Annotated in this window: 17 protein-coding genes; all 17 read right to left on the minus strand. The window is 43.5% G+C overall.

The genetic code is table 11. The annotated features are described in order from the left end of the window. Positions 1-3: 3 nt before the first annotated feature. On the minus strand, positions 4-1,314 hold the full coding sequence (locus A8805_RS15425; protein ID WP_109712738.1) for an ArgE/DapE family deacylase: 1,311 nt from the start codon (positions 1,312-1,314) through the stop codon (positions 4-6). Next, positions 1,311-2,831, minus strand: coding sequence for a sugar ABC transporter ATP-binding protein (locus tag A8805_RS15430; protein ID WP_109712740.1), 1,521 nt, complete (start codon positions 2,829-2,831; stop codon positions 1,311-1,313). Before A8805_RS15430 ends, A8805_RS15425 begins: the two co-directional genes overlap by 4 nt. A gap of 101 nt (positions 2,832-2,932) precedes the next feature. Next, a complete protein-coding gene (locus A8805_RS15435) occupies positions 2,933-3,991 on the minus strand; it encodes an autoinducer 2 ABC transporter substrate-binding protein (RefSeq protein ID WP_109712742.1) in 1,059 nt (352 codons plus the stop codon). A gap of 354 nt (positions 3,992-4,345) precedes the next feature. Beyond that, on the minus strand, positions 4,346-5,821 hold the full coding sequence (locus tag A8805_RS15440; protein WP_109712744.1) for an FGGY-family carbohydrate kinase: 1,476 nt from the start codon (positions 5,819-5,821) through the stop codon (positions 4,346-4,348). A 56-nt stretch (positions 5,822-5,877) separates the two neighbouring features. Further along, positions 5,878-6,762: a ribokinase gene (locus tag A8805_RS15445; protein WP_109712746.1), complete on the minus strand. Its 885-nt coding sequence runs from the start codon at positions 6,760-6,762 to the stop codon at positions 5,878-5,880. Positions 6,763-6,789: 27 nt separating this feature from the next. Further along, a complete protein-coding gene (gene rbsD / locus A8805_RS15450; protein ID WP_109712748.1) occupies positions 6,790-7,191 on the minus strand; it encodes a D-ribose pyranase in 402 nt (133 codons plus the stop codon). A gap of 122 nt (positions 7,192-7,313) precedes the next feature. Continuing rightward, complete coding sequence (locus A8805_RS15455; RefSeq protein WP_109712750.1) at positions 7,314-8,366, minus strand: ABC transporter permease; 1,053 nt, start codon at positions 8,364-8,366, stop codon at positions 7,314-7,316. Positions 8,367-8,369: 3 nt separating this feature from the next. Continuing rightward, complete coding sequence (locus A8805_RS15460; protein ID WP_109712752.1) at positions 8,370-9,926, minus strand: sugar ABC transporter ATP-binding protein; 1,557 nt, start codon at positions 9,924-9,926, stop codon at positions 8,370-8,372. A 31-nt stretch (positions 9,927-9,957) separates the two neighbouring features. Further along, on the minus strand, positions 9,958-10,611 hold the full coding sequence (locus A8805_RS15465; protein ID WP_109712754.1) for a DUF2291 domain-containing protein: 654 nt from the start codon (positions 10,609-10,611) through the stop codon (positions 9,958-9,960). Positions 10,612-10,769: 158 nt separating this feature from the next. Next, a complete protein-coding gene (locus tag A8805_RS15470) occupies positions 10,770-11,804 on the minus strand; it encodes a D-ribose ABC transporter substrate-binding protein (protein WP_109712756.1) in 1,035 nt (344 codons plus the stop codon). A gap of 70 nt (positions 11,805-11,874) precedes the next feature. Further along, positions 11,875-12,807 (minus strand): transketolase family protein, encoded by a 933-nt coding sequence (locus A8805_RS15475; RefSeq protein ID WP_109712758.1) that lies wholly within the window; start codon positions 12,805-12,807, stop codon positions 11,875-11,877. After that, on the minus strand, positions 12,800-13,633 hold the full coding sequence (locus A8805_RS15480; RefSeq protein WP_109712760.1) for a transketolase: 834 nt from the start codon (positions 13,631-13,633) through the stop codon (positions 12,800-12,802). The genes A8805_RS15475 and A8805_RS15480 overlap by 8 nt, the downstream gene beginning before the upstream one ends. A gap of 2 nt (positions 13,634-13,635) precedes the next feature. Continuing rightward, positions 13,636-15,036 carry an L-fucose/L-arabinose isomerase family protein gene (locus A8805_RS15485; protein WP_109712763.1) on the minus strand — a complete coding sequence of 467 codons (1,401 nt, stop codon included), beginning with the start codon at positions 15,034-15,036 and terminating at the stop codon, positions 13,636-13,638. Between the two features lie 37 nt (positions 15,037-15,073). After that, positions 15,074-16,117, minus strand: coding sequence for a LacI family DNA-binding transcriptional regulator (locus A8805_RS15490; protein ID WP_109712764.1), 1,044 nt, complete (start codon positions 16,115-16,117; stop codon positions 15,074-15,076). A gap of 453 nt (positions 16,118-16,570) precedes the next feature. Beyond that, on the minus strand, positions 16,571-17,569 hold the full coding sequence (locus tag A8805_RS15495; protein WP_109712766.1) for a LacI family DNA-binding transcriptional regulator: 999 nt from the start codon (positions 17,567-17,569) through the stop codon (positions 16,571-16,573). A gap of 132 nt (positions 17,570-17,701) precedes the next feature. Then, a complete protein-coding gene (locus A8805_RS15500; RefSeq protein WP_109712768.1) occupies positions 17,702-19,330 on the minus strand; it encodes a PucR family transcriptional regulator in 1,629 nt (542 codons plus the stop codon). Positions 19,331-19,460: 130 nt separating this feature from the next. Continuing rightward, complete coding sequence (gene arcC, locus A8805_RS15505; protein WP_109712770.1) at positions 19,461-20,396, minus strand: carbamate kinase; 936 nt, start codon at positions 20,394-20,396, stop codon at positions 19,461-19,463. Between the last annotated feature and the right edge of the window lie 3 nt (positions 20,397-20,399).

A 20,399-nucleotide genomic window follows, 5' to 3' on the forward strand; every position in this document is an offset into this window, starting at 1 on the left:
TCTCTATGCATCCTGCACACCGCACCAGTCCATTAAAATGGATGCTATCATTTTCGTGCAGGTTACCAGTTCCTCTATTTCAATAAACTCATCTGCCTGATGTGCCAGCCTTGGATCACCAGGGCCGATGTTAAGAGTCGGAATTCCCACGTTGCAGAACCATCCCATATCTGTATGGCAGCAGATTCCTTCCACAATGGAATCCGGGTTTACTTCCTGCGCACTGTCCCTTGCAATCTGGAAAAACGGCTGGTCGTCCAGTGTTTCTCCGCAGTCCGCATCAATAAGCCATTCTATCTGAGGCACGTTGTCTTTAAGCCATGGGTCTGTCTGTGCCACAGCCTGTACAAAATCCTCGATTTCCTTCTTTACTTTAGAGCCCAGTCCGTTTTCATCCTTCTCAGACGGAAGATACTGGGCATTAAATGTAAGCTCCGCCCTGTTTGCAAATGTAGTCGGGTACTCTCCTGCATGGAATTCAGCAATATGTATCTGGCATGGAATGGGCAGATATTTGTGCTCTTTTGTCACGGACCATTCTTTATTCAGCCTTCTGAATTGCTCCAGATAAAGGGAAGCTTTATCAATAGCATCTACGGCTCCGCCGGTTCTGAAATCCCCCTGCTTCAACTCAATATGTCCTGCTCTGCCTTCTATCGTAAGTTTTCCCCACAAAATCCCCCTGCACAGTGGTGCAATTTTCAGATGTGTCGGCTCTGTAATCAGGCATCCGTCAGCACGGTACCCTTCAGCCACCAGCGCCAGTGTTCCCATACCGCCTGCTTCTTCGTCTACTACAGTGCCAATCATGGCATCTCCTTTTAACTGAAGCCCGCTTTTTTGTATCGCTTTCAGGGCTGCTGTCATGGCTGCAATTCCACCTTTCATGTCAACTGCCCCACGTCCGTAAAGTCTGTTACCGGAAATTTCTGCTCCAAATGGGTCTTTTGTCCATTTACTCCCTCTCTGCACCACATCGATATGTCCTGACATCATCATTGATTTTCCGCCGCCGCATCCCTCTAATTTAGCAAATAAATTCGGACGGTTTTCAAAAGTATGGTCTGCATAATAACCTGCTTTTCCTTCATATTCTGCAAGTTTTTCTGCGTCAGGATAAGTAAACTCCGTCTTCATTCCCATGTCTTCCAGATATACTTTTAAAACCTCCTGTGCCAGTCCTTCTTTTTTGTAGACATCCTCTTCGTCAAAATAAGGATTTACACTGGGCACCTCGATTAATGCCTGAAGCAGCCCTACTACTTCCTGCTTATTTTCCTCTATCCACTGATATACAAGTTCCTTTTGATTCATCCCGCTACCTCCTGGTCTTCCTTCAAATTCAATGCATTCTTCAGCACATCCTCTTCTGTAACAGTATTTCTGTCGAATCTGGCTGTTATTTTTCCTTTATACAAAGTAATAATATTGTCACTGAGCTCCATAACCTCCGGTAAATCAGAAGATATTACAATAACCGCCACTCCTGTCTTCGCCAGTTCAATTACGTATTTGTGTATCTCAGTTTTTGTCATTACATCAATACCGCGGGTCGGTTCATCCAGAATCAATACCTTGGGCTCCTGCAAAAGCCAGCGGCAAAACAGGACTTTCTGCTGCCCTCCGCCGCTCAGGCTGTTGACACTTATAGACTGGCCCGGTGTCTTGATGCTGTATTTATCAATATTATCCTGTACGACCCGTTTCTCTTTTTTCTTATTGATAATTCCAATTTTATTTGAGAGACTGTCCAGGAAAGAGACACTCATGTTATCCCTGACTGGATGTATATCAAACAGGCCCTGCGCCCCCCGGTCTTCGGGTACATAGAATATACGCTTTTCAATTGCCTCATTGATGGATATCCGGCTGATATCCTGCCCCTCAAAAAGTATTTGCCCGCGCTCTGCACTTGTCTCTCCAAAGATAGCTCTGGCAACTTCAGACCTTCCGGCACCGACCAGACCGTACATTCCAAGAATCTGCCCCGGCTTCACTTCAAAGGAAATATCCTGAAACGCGGATTTATATGATAAATTCTTAACCTCCAGAATCGCTTTCTCTCCCCATGTCCGTTCTTCATATACGCTCATATTAATTTTTCTGCCTGACATTGCTGTAATAATTGTTTCCTCTGTAGCTTCCTGCGGAAGAAGAGTACCGGTCAGGCATCCATCCCTTAAAACAATAATATCATCGGATATTCTCAAAATTTCAGGGATTCTGTGGCTGATGTACATAATGCTTACTCCGCGTTTTTTTAAATCGGCAATAATTTCAAACAGTTTTTCAGATTCGTTATGACTCAAAATGGAGGTAGGCTCATCCAAAATCAGTATCTTGCATTTCTTATAAATACCTCTGGCAATGAGCACCAGCTGCTGATTTCCTATAGACAGTTTGCTCATGGTCAGATGAAGAATATCCCCGGAGAGCCCTACCATTTTCAGTGCTTCCTTAGCTTCCTCGTACATTTCCGTCCACTGGATTGTCTTGTTTTTACTTACCAGCTCATTGCCCATAAAGATATTTTCCAGCACAGACATATCCGCAAAAATATTCGGCTCCTGATACACAATTGAAATACCCTTTTTCACCGCATCTAACGGAGAATTGAGACTCAGCTTTTCTCCTTGAAAATAAATATGGCCCCTGTCATTTTTCAGGGCACCGGCAATAATCTTCATCAACGTGGATTTACCTGCACCATTCTCTCCAATTACAGACAGAACCTCTCCTTTTTTCAGTTCAAAGCTAACATTCTGAAGGGCCTTTACTCCGCCGAATGACTTGCTCACTCCCTCTGCTTTTAAAATGATTTCTTCTGCCAACTTCTTTCTCTCCTCTCTACTAAAGGAAGGGAGCATATCCTGCGTCTTCACTTTGAATATACTCCCTATTTCCCGGTGCCTAACTTCTGCCCGGACCTTGTCTAGAAATCAAAATCATCCACATTATCTTTTGTGATAATCAACGGTTCTCCTAATAGTAAAATTTTATTTTCAGCATCCCATTTAACCGGATTGGATACTCCTTCAATCTCATTTACTTCTTCAAATTCTTTGCCTTCTGCAACCATTTTTCCTGCCCATACAGTCAGATAGCCAAGTTCATACGCATCCCATAAAATGGACTCTTCCATAACACCTGCATCAATAAAAGGTTTTACCGTAGCCGGAGACCCGTAGCCAATCACTTTTACTTCTCCAGCTTTTCCTTCCTGCTGAACTGCCTGTGCCACACCTGGAATTGTGGAAGATGCAACTGCAACCAGTCCTTTAAGGTCAGGATATCTGGTCATTAGTTCTTGTGCCTGTTTTAATGCCTGCTCGCTGCTTCCGCCCTGTGTATAACGGATATCAACAATCTCTATATCCGGATATTTGTTTTTTTGCTGTTCTTCCATGTAAGAAATCCAGGTATTCAGGTTTGTAGCAGTAGATTCTCCAGAAACAATACCAACCTGTCCCTTTTCACCAATCTGGGCTGCCAGTCTGTCCATAAGCGTTCTTCCCAGATCTTCATCCAGCGCCTGCGCCACATAAAATTCTCTTGTACTGTCCGGTGCATCAGAGTCACTTGTATACACATGAATTCCTGCTTCCTGCGCCTTTTCAATATATGGATTGGTGGATGAGCTGTCCAGTACGGATAAGGACATTGCGTTCACACCTTGTTTGATGAGACTGTCCATAATCTTTACCTGCTCTGCTGCGTTGGCCTGTGTAGCTCCGGTATACAAGAATTCAACTCCCAAATCTTCAGCCGCTTTGTTTCCGCCGTCTTCCATGGCCGTAAAATATGGAATACCAATAAGCTGAGGTATAAATGCAATTTTCAGCTTATCTCCTGAGCTTTCTGTCTTCTCCTCACTTTTGGTGCCCGTGCCTTTTTCCTCTTCCTTACCAGAGCTTCCACACCCTGCAAGTAAACTTGCTGCCATAGCTGCTGCCAGTAATGCCGCCATCATTTTCTTCCATTTGTTTTTCATACTTCTTCTCCTCCTTATTCCTTGTTTTCCTGGAAAAACCATCTAGTAAAACGTTTTTCCATTTTTTATAAATTCATAGTACTTTACAAAAACCCAAAAGTCAATCGTCATTATTTTACTATTTATTTATATATTTTTTGTTTATTTTGATGTATTTCTTTGATTTTATAGTCATTTTATACAAATCAAAAATAAATTTTTGTCACATATAGCGTTTTGGAAAACCGTTTTACTAAAGATATTTTGGAAACTCCAACTGCTATATCCGCTCCTTCAGATCTCTAGAGAAACAAAAAAATGACAGGTCCCTGAGAGGAGACCTGCCATTCATCTGAATTTTCTTTATTACATTTTTCACTTCGTCAGCACGGTTTTCACCGCTGCCTTCCACCCTGCATATTTCTCTTCTCGCAGCGTCCCATCCATTTCCGGCTCATACTTCACCCGGTTTAGTTTCTCAAAAATCGTATTATCCCATATGCCCAGAGCAAGCCCTGCTGCATAAGCCGGGCCAATACCGGAAAGTTCTTCGGAATCCGGTACCTGTACGACGGCATCCGCAATATCGCTCTGGAACTGCATCAAATAGGTATTTCTCGTGGGGCCGCCGTCTACACGGAGTTCCCCTACTTTGACCCCGGCATCCTCACTCATAGCTCTGATGATATCGGTAATCTGGTAAGCGATACATTCCACGCCTGCCCTCACAACTTCTGCTTTACCGGTCGTACGGGTCATTCCCAGGATAGAGGCCGCTGCGTGGCTGTCCCAGTAAGGTGCTCCCAGGCCGGAAAATGCCGGAACCAGGTAGAGGGAATCGCCTTGCACAGCTTCCTTTGCCAAAGTTTCCGTTTCACCCGGAGACTGAATCAATTTCAGATCATCTTTCAGCCAGGTAATAACCGCCCCCGTATAATTCAGGTTTCCTTCCAGCACGTAATGGACTTCTCCCCCTATACTCCACGCCAGAGAAGTTACAACCCCGTGGGTGCTCAGAACCGGAGTTCCGCCAATATTCATCATAATGGAGGAGCCTGTTCCGTAGGTAGACTTCGTCATTCCAGGCTGTAAGCAGCCCTGTCCAAACAGAGAACCATGCGAATCTCCTAACACTCCATGAATCGGGATTGAGCGGGGGAGTACCCCTTCAAAGTCTGTCTCTCCAAAATTTGAATCTGAATCACAGACCTCGGCCATATTCTTTGCATTAATACCGAATAACATGCATACCTCTTCATCCCATTTTAAATCAAAGATGTTAAATAACTGAGTTCTTGAGGCATTAGAATAATCCGTCTTATATGACTGGCCTTTTGTCAGTTTATACACCAGCCAGCTATCAATGGTTCCATGACAGATATTCCCTGCATCTGCTCTTTCTTTTGCCCCTTCTACATTTTCCAAAATCCAGGAAATTTTGGCGGCCGGGAAATAGGGAGACAAATTCATCCCCGTTTTCTTACGGATATTCTCTGCCTCTCCTAGTTTTTCTATCCGCTCACAGATTTCTGCTGCTCTGGCGCACTGCCATACAATTGCATTTCCCAAAGGTTCCCCAGTTGTTTTATCCCATGCCAGGGAGGTTTCACGCTGGTTGCTGATACCCGCACCTATAATCTTTGTCTTATCAATTCCTTCCGTAAGCTGGGCCACTACATCAATGACATTTGTATAAATCTCAGAGGGATTGTGGGATACCCATCCTTTTTCATTAATAATCTGTTCATGAGATCTGTCTGTACGCTTAATCAGACTTCCCCTCTCATCAAACAGCAGTGCCTTCGTTCCCTGGGTGCTTTGGTCAATGCTAATAATATATTGTTCCGCCATAGTGCTGCTCCTTTATATGTCTCTAAAATTTCTCACGCTGTATAAGGCAAAATCATTCACAGTTCTGCCTTCAGAACCTCTTCTCTTAATGGTATGGAGGCTGTTGCTCCCTGACGGGATACTGCCATTGCAGATGCCTTCGCCGCCAATGCAAGACCTTCTGGTACTGGAAGTCCTTGAATAACTGAAGAAATGAAATATCCGGTAAATGTATCTCCCGCTGCCGTAGTATCAACCACTTTTACTCTGTAAATCCCCTGTCTGTACTGCTCATCCCTGTACTGGTAAACAGCTCCGTTTCCTCCCAGCGTCAGCACAACCTTTGCATTGGGATAGATGGTTTTCAGTTTCTCCAACACCTCCTCCGTATCTGTCTCACCAGTTACCTGTTCTCCCTCAATCTCATTAAGCAGAAACATAGAAATTTTTCCGAAATCGCAAGCATCCAAGGCGCTGTCATAAGGTGATGGATTCAGAATAATCATCATGCCCCGCTCATAAGCCTGGTCTATGATGTAATCCAGCAGATTCACTTCATTTTGAAGCAGCAGAATATCCCCCTTTTCAAAGTGGCTCAGCACCTCATCCACGTATTCCTCCGTAATCCGCCTGTTCGCACCGCCGTACAGCAGGATGCAGTTTTGCCCCTCCTTATCCACCTGAATGATGGTGTGTCCTGATTTACCTGAAATTGTACGGATATAGTCGGTTTTTACACAGCCTTCCTCACAGGCTTTCAAAAGTTCCCCGCCTTCTTCGCCCACCATTCCGGCGTGATACACGGATACCCCTGCCCTGGCAAGTGCAATGGACTGGTTCAGCCCCTTTCCCCCGCAGAATATATCAATGCCAAAGGAGGCCAGCGTCTCTCCCGGCGCCACCATATGGTCAACAGAATACACATAATCTAAATTTAATGATCCAAAATTTAATACCTTCATAATTATTGTCCCTCAAAGTTTCTTATGTCAGGCCGGAAATGCAACGCCAGCTCTCAATATAATGTTTGGATAAGGTGTGAACTCTCCTGTCCGTATTACAAACTTGATATTCTTCGTCATTTTTTTTAATTCTATATGGCTGACCCTCTCTGACCCTACACCAGGGAGCTTCCCCTGTATATAAGAAAGTAACTCCTGATTCTTCTCTGCAATTTCTTCTGCCAGGATATAATATTCCACTTCCGCCTCGTCCAGCACTGCATCCATTACCTGCCGGAATCCAGGAACTCCCCCGCACAAAGCCAGGTCCACAATCTCCACATCCTTTGGGACAGGCATCCCGCCATCCGCTATCATAAATCTATCTTTATGCCCCAGGCCGGCAATCAATCCTGCTAATTGTGCATTTATAATACCTCTTTTTTTCATACCGTTTACCCCTTCTTTTCAGAATATTCTGAATACGGCTCTCAAGAGGGTCAGTCCCTTTTCAAAAGGGACTGACCCTCTTGATGACCTCCTGATGGCCTCCTGATCTTCTCCTGATCTTTTTACTTATTCTCGTTACGGGCCTGGAGTGCCATTTTTGCCTGTAAGTTTCTCTGTACCTGGTCAATGATAACAGCCAGGATGATAACGAGCCCTCTGATAATTTTCTGCCAAAATTCTGTAACCCCGCACATTGTCATACCATCGTTGATAACACCGATAACGAATGCACCTACAATCGTTCCTCCGATGGTTCCCACGCCGCCTGCCATGGAGGTTCCTCCAAGTACGGATGCAGCGATGGCGTTCATTTCCCATGATTCGCCTGTTTTCGGAGTCGCTGATACTAACTGGGATGTTGCAATAATACCTACAATTGCGGAACAAAATCCAGAAAATGCATAGACCCATATTTTTACTTTATCTACCTTGATACCTGATAATTTAGATGCTCTTTCATTCCCTCCGATGGATAGTACATGCCAGCCAAAAGGTGTTTTTTTCAAAATCAGCCCGGCTACAATGGCAATTAGAATGAGGATGACTACACCTGCCGGAATGGCTGTTCCTGCAATATTACGGCCAAACACTTCAAAGCCGGTATTTCCGAGCCCTTCATTTCCTGCCAGTTTTGAGAAGGTTTTACCATCGGAACGGATATTTGCAAATCCTCGCCAGATATACATGGTACCTAAGGTTGCAATGAACGGAGCCACATTAAATTTTGTAATTACAATTCCATTCACCATGCCCATAACCGCTCCGAGAAGTACGGTAATAAGAACTATCATCGGCACGCTGAAATATAAGGTTACACCAAAAATCTTTAATACAAGCCCTTCTTCAATCAGGCCGCCCGCAATCATTCCGGCAAGTCCTGCGATGGAGCCAACGGACAAATCAATGCCGCCGGTAATGATGACATATGTCATGCCGATTGCCAGTATACCGTAGAGCGCCACGTGCTTTGCTACTGTCAGAAGTGCTCCTGCACTCAAAAAGTTATTTGCCGTAACACTAAAGAATATGAGCAGAATAACTAATACAATAAAGGTACGCCCCTTCAAAAGGGTCATCGCCAATTTATTATTTCCTGTTTTTTGATTCGCTGCCATAATTTAACTCTCCTTCTCCTCTTTATGATGGCCCTTGTATGAAGCCAATACCAATGTATCCTGATGTATCTCATCCCCATAAAATTCTCCTGTTTTCAGGCCGTTGGATAACACAATTACCCGGTCTGCGATTGCTACAATCTCCTGCAGCTCCGAAGAAATCACGATGATAGACAATCCCTGCTCCGCGTATTGGTTAATGATATCAAATACCTCCGTTTTAGCGCCAATATCAATACCGCGGCTTGGCTCATCCATTAATAAAATTTTAGGCTCTGTCAGAATACCTTTTCCGATAACTACTTTCTGCTGGTTTCCACCTGACAAGGAAAGAATAGGCAGCTTCTTATCTGCCACTTTAATATGTATATCCTGAATCTGTCCGTCTACTTTTTCCCCTTCTAATTTATTGTCAAGGAACGGACCTTTCGTGTAACGCTTTAATGCCGACAATGAGCAGTTCTTCTCTATATCCAGTGTCTGCACCAGGCCCTGGCCCTGTCTGTCCTCAGGGATTAAAGCAAATCCATTGTCAATCTGCTGTGAGATTGATTTGATATTTAATTCTTTGCTCCCCATAAGTATCTGCCCGGTATGCTCAGGATGAAGCCCCATCAGACATTCAAACACCTCGCTGCGTCCGGCTCCCATTAATCCATAGATTCCAAGAACCTCTCCCTTTTTCAGATTAAAGTCCAGATGATCTACAAGATAGCCTCCGCCCGCCTTTGGCAGACATAAATCCTTTACTTCCAGCACATTTTCAATCTTACTCCAGTCCACCTTCCTGTTTCTCTTAGGGTAAGACTTGGAGCCCCCTGTCATCTGCTGCACAATCCAAGGCACATCAATATCCCCTACATCGGAATCTGCCACATATTTACCGTCCCGGAGTATGGTTACATGATCACCGATTTCCATAATCTCTTCTAACCTGTGGGAAATGTATACGATAGAAATTCCTTCCGCCGTAAGCTCTTTCATAATCTTAAACAGAACTTTAACCTCTTGCTGGCTCAGGGAAGATGTGGGCTCATCCATAATCAGTACTTTCAGGTCATCTTCCACCAAATTTCTGGCAATCTCAATCATCTGCTGCTGTCCTACACGCAATTCCCCAACCTTGGCATTCAAATCCAGAGGATGCTCCAGCCTCTCCAGAACCTTTTTCGCACCGTCCATATGTGACTTATTATCCAGTGCTATCCTGCCCTTAGTCTTCTCTTTGTTCATATAAATGTTCTGATACACGTTCAGATTAGGAAACAGACTCAGTTCCTGATGTATAATGCCAATTCCATGTTTTCTTGCCTCTGTCGTATTCTTGAAATACACTTCCCGGTCTCCGATATACATTTTCCCCTCATTGGGCTGCTCAATTCCGGCAATCATCTTCATCAGAGTAGATTTTCCGGCACCATTTTCTCCAATGAGCACATTCACCTTTCCCTTAAGCAGATCGAAGGATACTTCATCAAGAGCTTTTGTACCGGGGTAAATCTTACTTATTTTTTCCGCATGTAGAAACACATCGTCCCTGCATTTATCATTTTCACCCATAGTCTACTTTCTCCTTTTTATTCAGCAGTGATTACTGTACTTCCAGAACTGCCGGTGTAATAAGCACATCTGTGCTTCCTGATGACACCGTAAATGCGCCTACAAAAGAGAGTGTCTTTCCCTGCAGGGATTCAGGCTCTGCCGGTTCCACAACATCTTTTGCAACGATTGCATTGATTCCCTGGGATACTGCTGCCCATTCTTCCTGATTCTTGTAATCGCCGAACTTGATAAAGCTTAACGTATCCCGGATGGATGATCCTTTGTATACAGGTCCGATCTGAATTTTTATAGCCTCCGCTCCACTATAACCATCCGGCTTCACCGTTAAATATCCTGCCTGGGACTCGGTATTGACTTCCTCCACCGTTCCGGTGCCTTTTACCACATAACTTAGTTCTCCGGAAGTTCCCATAGAATATTTTCCATATTTATCAGCAAGTGCGGTCAGATTCCCCTTTGATTCCGTGAGGAACTCTGTTAAATCCACTGCTGTCTCATTCAATTCCGGAAGTGCGGAGGTTTCCCATATTGCTGCCACATCATCTCCTGCATTAAATTCCACTTCTCCGGTATATTTTCCTTCTTCTCCAATTTTTACAACTTTTACAATTCCACACCCTGTCAGCAGGGCAGATGCAACAAGTGCCAGTGTAAGTCCGAGCGCTATTATACGCTTTTTCATAGCTGCCTCCTCCATATCCTGTAGGATATTTATTTTCCTATCGTCATTTCATACTTCTTTTTACATAAAGAGTGTTTCCCAGGCGAAACTCCATTTTACACACAGGGAAGCATGTTTACACGCCTCCCTGTCTTTTTAATGCTTATGTTTATATCCGATTATTCTGTGAATATAAATCCTGATAATTTACCTACATTGTCAGACGTAATTGCGATACAGTCTACCAGCTGTTTCTCATCTAAGCCTGTTGTTCCGTTCTTTAAGTAATCGTCAGCTTGAATTACTGCCATTTCAGCGATAACTGCAAATTGCTGAAGAGCTGTTCCGGTAGCCTGGCCTGATTTGATTAAGGCTGCCGCTTCATCAGAACCGTCAACACCGATAACAGGAAGTGTCATGTTGTGGGCTGCAAGTGCTGCACAAACACCTTCCAGCATTGTATCATTGCCGCAGATAACACCGTTCAAATCCGGGTTCGCCTGGATAATTGCTTCCATCTTGTCATATGCTTCTGTCTTTTCCCAGTTTGCTGTCTGCTGTGCTACCATTTCCATGTCCGGATACTGGTCAATCACTTCGTGGAATGCTGAAGAACGTACACCTGCATTTGTGTCAGACTCTTTCCCCAATAACTCAGCATATTTTCCTTTTTCACCCATCGCTTCTACAAACTTCTCAGCAATTGCTTTTGCACCCTGATAGTTGTTTGCAACGATCTGAGAAATAGCAACACCCTCCTCGTTGATTTCACGGTCAATCAAAAATGTAGGAATTCCTGCATCTCTCGCTTTCTGAACTGCTTCTACTGTTGCATCAGCGCCTGCATTGTCACAAATGATTGCTGCTGCCTTATCAGCGATTGCACTGTCAAACAATTCTGTCTGCTTGGTCGGATCATCATCGTGAGATACGGTCTTTACTTCATATCCAAGTTCTTTTGCTTTTGCAGATGCTGTGTCAGCTTCTGCCTTGAAAGCCGGGTTAGATACAGACGGTGTAATAATATAAATGATGTTAGAGCCGCCGCCCTTTAACACGTCTGCGCTCTTATCTGCCTCTGCGCTGTCGGATGTCTCTGTTTTTTCCTCTGCTTTTGTATCGGTTGTGTCCTTGCTGGAGCCGCATCCAATTGCCATGACTGTTACCATAGCTGCTGCGAGTGTTGTAGCTAATACCTTTTTGAAACCTTTCATTTTCCAATCCTCCTTATGTGTTATAAAGTAATAAATGTATATATTAACAGGCACCTCCTGTCAATATCCTCTATCGGATTGCTTCCGCAGCTTTTTGTGCAATCCCTTCCCCATTCAGTCCGTAATAGTCAAATACTTCTTTGGATGTTCCGGTAATCACCGGCTCATCCGGCAGCGACATGTTAATTACTTTCTTTGGACACTCACTTCCCACTATCTGGCTGACCATAGACCCCAGGCCCCCGAAGGGTGAGTGTTCCTCTACCGTTATGACTGCCTTCACATTAGATGCTGCCTTAACAATGGCTTCTTTATCCAATGGCTTTACACAGTACATGTCTATAACTGTAGCGCTGATTCCCTGCTCTTTCAGAAGTGCTGCTGCCTCTGCAGATGGTTTTACCATCTCTCCGCATGCAATGATTGCAACATCCTTTCCTTCTGTTAGCACCGTTGCTTTGTCCATCTCAAACGGTACATTACCTTCCACGTACACATCATCCACTGCATTTCTTCCCACACGTATGTAAGCCGGCTTATTATCTTTCAGCAATGCCTTCGTGAGACATTCCGTCTGCAGCCTGTCGCTTGGAAGATAGACTCTCATATTCGGAACTGCTGACATAGCCGCAATGTCCTGGGCAGAATGATGGCTCATACCCAATGCACCATAACTAACACCACCGCTGATACCGATGAGTTTCACATTGGTGTTGGAATATGCTACATCCACTTTAGCCTGCTCATAGCTTCTGGTCGAAAGAAAACATGCAGGGGATACCGCATAGGGCTTCTTACCACATTTTGCAAGTCCTGCTGAAATACCTACCAGATTCTGCTCTGCAATTCCGGTCTCTACGAACTGCTTTGGAAACTCCTCAGCAAATGGGGTGAATGAACCACTGCCCCTTGAATCACTGCAAAGTGCTACTACATCTTTATCTGTTTTCGCTGCTTCCATTAACACTTCACATATCACCTGTTTATTCGCTATCTTAGCCATGAAGCGCCGCCTCCTTTCGCTGGGCAAGATCTTCTTTAATCTGTGCCAGTTCCTCCCCTGTAGGAACCTTATGATGCCAGTTTGCCTTGTTCTCCATAACGGCCGAGCCTTTTCCCTTCACTGTATTGGCAATAAGTACAGTAGGTCTGCCCTTTACAGTCCTGGCCTCTTCAAATGCCTCTTTTAACTGTCCGATATCGTTTCCGTCCTTTACATCAATGACATTCCACCCAAAGGAAGCAAATCTATCATGCAGGTCATCATGCCCCATGACATCCTCTGTATTTCCTGAAATCTGCAGACGGTTCCTGTCAACCACTGCACACAGGTTATCCAGCTTATACTGACTGGCGGACATAACGCCTTCCCATACGGAACCTTCTGCCAGCTCACCGTCTCCCATCACCGTGTAAACTCTGTAATCCCGGTCATCCATCTTACCAGCCAGAGCCATTCCTACGCTAACCGGAAGTCCATGCCCCAGAGAGCCTGAATTCATCTCAATACCAGGTATTTTGTTATTCGGGTGTCCAATGAACTTGGAGCCAAATTTGCTGAACTGTGCAATGGCATCCTTAATATCAAAGAACCCCTTTGCAGCCAGTACGGCGTAATAAGCTTCTACAGAATGTCCTTTGCTCATAACAAACCTGTCACGGTCCGGGTCGTTCACATTCTCAGGGCTGATATTCATCTGGTTAAAATAAATCTCCGTCAGCACTTCCATGACACTCATGTCACCGCCGATGTGTCCGCCTTTGCCTTCCACAATCATATCGATTACATTCTCTCTTAACTCATAAGCCAATGCTTTCAGATTTTCCATCCTTATTCTCCTCTTAAATATGCTTTTACATCTTCTTCAACAGGGTCATACAAGTCCGGCTTCACACCAATATATTTACATGCCTCATATAACACCGGCACCACATCCTTGTGAATGCCCACACAGTGGTGTATGTATGGACCTTCCACAATTTTTGCTTCCAGCCTTTTAATATTCTCTACCTCTATCCAAAGATAAGTTCCCATTCCCTTTGGCCCTTCTACACCCTTTGCATTCCCCAAAAGCATGGAATATTCGCCATTGTCTCCGTCAAAACGGCACAGTGTAATATCACCGTGTTTTGCCTCTGCCGTCAGGCTGCCCGGGTGCTCAAATGCCAGGGGGTATGTCAACTGCGGCTTCTCCTTTGCCACTGAAATGGGCCACGGCCCACAGTGCTGCAGCAGCTCACCGTTCTCAATATCAGGGTGGCGTATGGTCCAGTCTGCGAAGAATCCTCTTGTCTCATCCATTCCTGCTGCCTCTACCAGAAGGGCAGTGATGGCTCCGTGAATATCCGTCTCACAGACTATCGGAATTCCTTTTTCATTCAGGATGGCATTGGCTGCGCAAGGCATGATTCCCAATTCTGTCTGCAATGCATTCCAGCACTGGATAGCCCCTGCCTTACATCCATATTTATCAACCAGCTGCTCCATAGCGACCGCCAGAGCCGCCACATTTTCCACCTGGCTCTCTTTAATCCTGACATCCATATTTTCGTTGATATATGCAATTGTCTTAGCTATTTTCTTACCTTCAGATTTCACTGCTTTTACCTCTTCCGTCAGCTCAGTCATTGGAATCGGTGCAAGCTGGATGTTGAATTTCTCCAGCAATTCACCTTCATTGCACATTGTAGTCCAGAAATCGAAAGGTCTTGTTGAAATCTGAAGAATGCGCATATTGCGGAAAGTTTTTACCACATTACATACTGCAAGAAAATCCCTTAATCCCCTCTCAAATACCGGATCGTTCAGTCTGCAATTTGTCATATATGTAAATGGAATCTGGAATCTGCGGAGCACCTTCCCGGTTGCAAACAGGCCGCACTGTGTATCTCTCAGCCTGACACCATTTTCATCCGGCCTCTCATCCAAAGGTCCCCAAAGCAGTACCGGAACATTCAGCTCCTTTGCAAGTCTTGCACAGACGTACTCCGTACCGAAATTACAGTGCGGAAGAAACAACCCATCAATTCCTTCAGCTTTAAACTTAGCTGCTATCCGCTTTACATCATTATCATCATAGAGAAGACCTTCTTCATTGATATCATCTATATCTATAAAATCAATGTCCAGTTCCTTCAGCCTGCCGGCTGTCAGCCCTCTGTACTTAATTGCATCCGGAGCGCTGAAAATGCTTCTTCTCGTAGGTGCATAACCTAATTTAATTGCTGCCACTTTTTTTCCTCCATTCTTTCCTTATCTTCCTGCCTGGTTACTGTTCACAGGTGACCTGTAACCCTGCTTGTTCTATATGATTGATATCCATAACACTGCCCCTTTCAAGGAACTTTGTGCCAACCTGGATTTTCATCCTCACCTGTCTCCCGGAATACTTGATGTGGTCCAGCGCCCGTCTTACCGCCACTTCCCCCATCTCCTGCTTATATACGTGTATTGTTGTAAGCCCCGGCATAGATACCGCACCAAAGCGGATATCGTCAAATCCTACTACAGAAACCTGTTCCGGAATTTTTATCCCCTTTTCTTGTAAAGCTCTTATAGAGCCTAAAGCAATAACATCATTATCTGCAAAAAATGCAGTGGGAAGTTCAGGTTCTTTCTCCAGATAATGTTTCATATCTTCATATGCTGTCTCAATCTGAGTTCCCAGCGTCACTATATACTCCGGCTTTTCTGTGCAGCTATACTTGCCCAGAGTCCGGTAATATCCATACTCTCTGTACTGGAAGGCTTTGATTCTATAATCACCCCTGAGGTAGCCAATCTTTCTGTGCCCCTTTTCAATCAGGTATTCTACTGCATTGCAGGCAGCATCTGTATTGTTAATCAGTACCGCATCAAATATCATGTCTTCACACCAGCCGTCCAGCACAATGATGTATCCTTTGTAATTCATAAAGGAGCTGTAGTCTTCCTCTAACATCTCCGTACCTAAAAGTATTACTAACGAATTTACATCATCTGTCACTTCCTTTAACCGCTCTTCAAAGTTGGAATCTTCACAATTGAGGTGGCTGAATGTAGTCTCATACCCCAGGGCCTTTGCCTGACGCTCCACGCCTTCGATCATTGCGGGAAATATCAGGCTGTCATCAATGATCCGTCCATTTTTCCGGTAAGTTACAAACCGGATTTTTGTAGCTGTCTTCTCTGCCTGATACCCCAGTTCTTCAGCCGCCCTGAATATCTTCTTAGAGGTTTCTCCGTTTACCCCTTTCTTGCGGTTCAAAGCATTTGAGACAGTTGCCGGGGAGAAGCCTGTAACCTGGCTGATTTGTTTTATGCTGACTTTCACTTTTTCACCGCCCCTTAACTCTTTATGTCTACATTATAAACGTTTACATAAATATTTCAATAGTTTTCATTTAAAAATATTGTTATAATCTTTATTTTGTTTACTTATCATAGATTTTACTCTACTTATTTGTATATTTTTTATAATAATTCTAGTTCTACTTCTTATTTCCTCTTTACTTCAAACTGGTTTTTGTTAAATCTTTATATAAATATTCATATAAACGTTTATATAAATTATTTCCCTATGCATTTTAATACCTTGTGAGCTTGAGACATCAAAAGTTTTTACACGAAAAACGCCTGTGGTTTTTACACCTCAGGCATCCCCGGCCACAAATAAAATTGATATTTGGATAAAGTACAGAAATTGCTCGGTTTCAATAGCAACATAGGGGCAAATCTTGTTTATTCATAATCTAAAATGTCTGCAGTTTTTACACCACAGACATTTTTATATCTCCCGTACACTCCCGCGTTCCACGAAGTCAGTACAGACCTGTATTTTCATTTTTACTTTCTTGGGGTCTTCGATAGACATTGCCAACTGCCTCACTGCCATCTCCCCCATCTCATGCTTATATACATTAATAGTCGTCAGGGGCGGATCGGAAATCGCCCCAAAACTCACATTATCAAACCCTATAATAGACACATCTTTCGGAATGCCATAACCATATTCCTTCAGTGCCCGCATTGCTCCGATAGCAATGGTATCATTATCCGCAAAGAATGCCGTAGGAATTACAGAAGCCTTATCCAGATACTGCTTCATCCCTTCGTACGCCGTCTCAATCCTTGTCCCAACCGTAGCTACATATTCCTGCCTGAACGGAATTCCTTCCCGGCTCAGTACCCGCTGCAGCCCAATTTCCCGATATCTGAATGCCTGAATCCGAAAGTCTCCGCGTATGTACCCTATATCCCGGTGCCCTTTATGCAGCAGATATTCCGCTGCCCGTGCTGCAGAATCCGTATTGCTTATCAGCACACTGTTAAAGAAATGCTCATCACTCCAGCCATCCAACAAAATCACCTTATTCTGCGCACGCTGAAAAGGTTCGAAATCTTCCTCCATCATCTCTGTTCCCAAGAGAACCACAGCACTTTCTGTATCAGACAAAATTTCCTCTATCTGCACCCGGCATCCCACATCATTTACATCTACATGGCAAAACACCGTATCATATCCCATCTTCTTTGCCTGGCGCTCCACCCCCTCAATCACTGCCGGGTGAAACGGACTGTCATCAATAATCAATCCATTTCTCCGAAAAATAACAAAGCGGATTTTTTTAATCTTTTCCTCGGTACGATAGCCAAGTTCCTCTGCCATCTTCAGAATTTTCTCCGAAGTTTCCCGGTTCACGCCCTTCTTGTGGTTCAGGGCATTAGACACTGTAGCGGGAGAGAATCCCGTAAGCTCACTGATTTTTCTTATGCTTACCTTCATAACAATTGCCCATCCTTTCAAAAATGGAGTGACTGGCAGCTAAAGTCACACATAAAATTATTATATATCAACTGCTTTCAAAAGAAAAGATATTATTACAGAACCCTTTAAGCACCTTTTATAAGATAAATACTATTTATTGTCATACTCAGATAGAAGCAAAGCAAGTTGAAGGTGGAAACAATCGGATACACTGGAAAGTTCTGCTCCCAAAATTTCTTCGCATTTCTTTACCCTGTATTTAATCGTATTCCGGTGAAGGAACATGTTTTCAGCCGTCTTTGTAATACTGTTACCTGAAAACAGATATGTATACAACGTTTTTCGCAGTTCCTCCTGCATTTGGTTTTGCGGAAATGCCAGTTCCTTTAATGTAAATCTGCAAATATCTTTCCGCTCTCTTTCCGGTACAAATTTAAAAAGTTCCATGATGTCTTTAGGTTTATAGCTCAAAAGATAAGAATATTCTTCATTTCTTTCTCCATTCTCCATACAGTCTTCCGCTTCCTGATAGGAATTTTTTATATTTAAAATGGATGAAATAATGCCGCCTTGTGCAATAGTAATTCTTTTACCAAATCTTCCTTTTATGTAATTATAAAGCTGGGCGTATCTTTCTTTTAATTCAGTCTTTTTCCCTTGTATTAAAAGTATATATCTCCATTTTGATTCCTGGGGGAAAATTAATACGTCCTTTTCTTCTCTTTCCTCCAACCATTGTTTTATCCATGCATAAACCAAAATATAACTCTCTTCACTTTGGGAAAAACAATCAGAATCAAACTTCTTCCTCTTTGAGCTTTCCATGGATATCAGAACAATCTGATATTCTGCGGCTGCTGTAAATCCATAAGCTCCTCCTATGGACAACACTTGTCTTTCCGTCCACATCTTATCACCCAACTGTTCCAGAAGAATATAGAAAAACTCCTCCAGGGTCTTCATATGGCTGTACTGTACATACAGATCTCTATAAAAATAAAGTCCCAATGCCATAAGTACCAGCTCCATAGTTAAGACAAGTTGTTCTTTTCCCTCAGGATTAAAATTCAGTACAATCAAATAATTTGTGTTCCTGCCTATCCCTTTGATTGGATAGATACAATATCTTTTTTCCTCTTCTTCGTAGAGATAATAAGAATCTTTCTCCAGCGCCCCATTATTCATAAGTTTTTCTATAATCTCGACACCTTTTTTTCTATCGGCCTTGCTGAAGGTATATCCATAATCCTGAATCTTTCCGAACATGTCCACAGCCATCACAGGCTTATTCAAAATCGCGGTCAGGTTATTTAAGATATTCTTCATAGAACTCCCGCGGAGAATTAAACTAGATATGTTTCTATGAATATTCACCGCACTTAAAAAGTTATCATTCTGGTTATTCCATATATAAGACAAAATTTCATGGTATACTTCCCCCAGTGTCATATTCATGGGAATCTGAAAAAGAGGAATTCCAAGACGGTCTGCCGTTTCCAGGACATACTCATCCAGTTCATCAACATAGCGCCCCAGCTTAATTGCAATGCCAGCGCAGTCGTGCCCGTTCAATGCCTCAAGAAATTCACACAAAAGCTGTGGGTTGTTCTGAAATGCCATGCCAGTCATAAGTAAAAACGTATTCTGAGGAATATACTTTTCTACATCCGGTGTCTCTGTAGACTCTACAGTCATTACGTCCCTAGATAAATCAGCGTTCTTATTCAAAACTTTTAGATATCTGAATCGTTCTTCTCTCAGCAGTTCTTCTAAAATCATTAATTTTCCTCCCGGATAACCCCTTTCACGCTTTTACGGACTACTCTATATTATTATCTTATCATCCCCACAAACAAAAGAAAAGGGCTTATTCAGAGGTGCAGCAAAAGCCTCTGAATAAGCCTCAATATTATTTATAAATAACCGTTCCGGTCTTTCCAAGAAGACCTTCTCTGGCTTTTCCCAAAAGGGTGATGAGCGCCCTTCGGTTCATCCCGGAAGCTGCAAATTCCATAGCCGCCTCCACTTTTGGAAGCATCGAGCCAGGTGCAAATTGTTCCTGCTTAATATAGGCGTCCGCCTCATCCAAGGACATACTTTCCAGCCATTGCTGGTTTTTCTTGCCAAAGTTAATAGCAATTTTCTCCACAGCCGTAAGAATTACAAGAAAGTCTGCCCCGATTTCTTTTGCCAAAAGAGCACTTACAAAGTCTTTATCGATTACAGCGCTGATCCCTTCCAATTCTCCGCCCTTTTCTGCTACCGGAATTCCGCCTCCGCCACAGGCAATCACCAGATCCCCTTCATCAATAAGCCGCTGGATTACATCCAGTTCTATGATTTTTTTTGGTTTCGGGGATGCTACGGTGAGACGATAGCCCCTTCCTGCATCTTCCATGCATTTCAAGCCCTGCTTTTCCATGATTCTGGCTTCTTCCTTTGACATGAAACGGCCGATTGGTTTAGTAGGATGTTCAAATGCAGGATCGTTGGCGTCCACACCTACCTGGGTCAATATAGAAACTATATTCTTTTGGATATTTCTCTTTTCCAGTTCCGCCTTAATGGCGCGCTGTAATTCAAAAGCAATATATCCCTGACTCATTGCAACACATGACGGCATAGGAACCTGAGTATACATCGAATATATCTGGTTCAGTTCATCCATGGCAGTCTGAATCATTCCCACCTGAGGTCCATTTCCATGTGTAAGCACCACTTTAAAGCCTTCTTCAATTAAATCAGAAATGATCAGCGCCGTTCCTTCTACTGCTTTTCTTTGTTCTTCATAATTATAACCCAGCGCATTTCCGCCCAGCGCAATTACTACCACCTGTTCTTTCACTTT

The sequence above is a fragment of the Faecalicatena contorta genome (assembly GCF_003149105.1).
Classification (GTDB): domain Bacteria; phylum Bacillota; class Clostridia; order Lachnospirales; family Lachnospiraceae; genus Muricomes; species Muricomes contortus_C.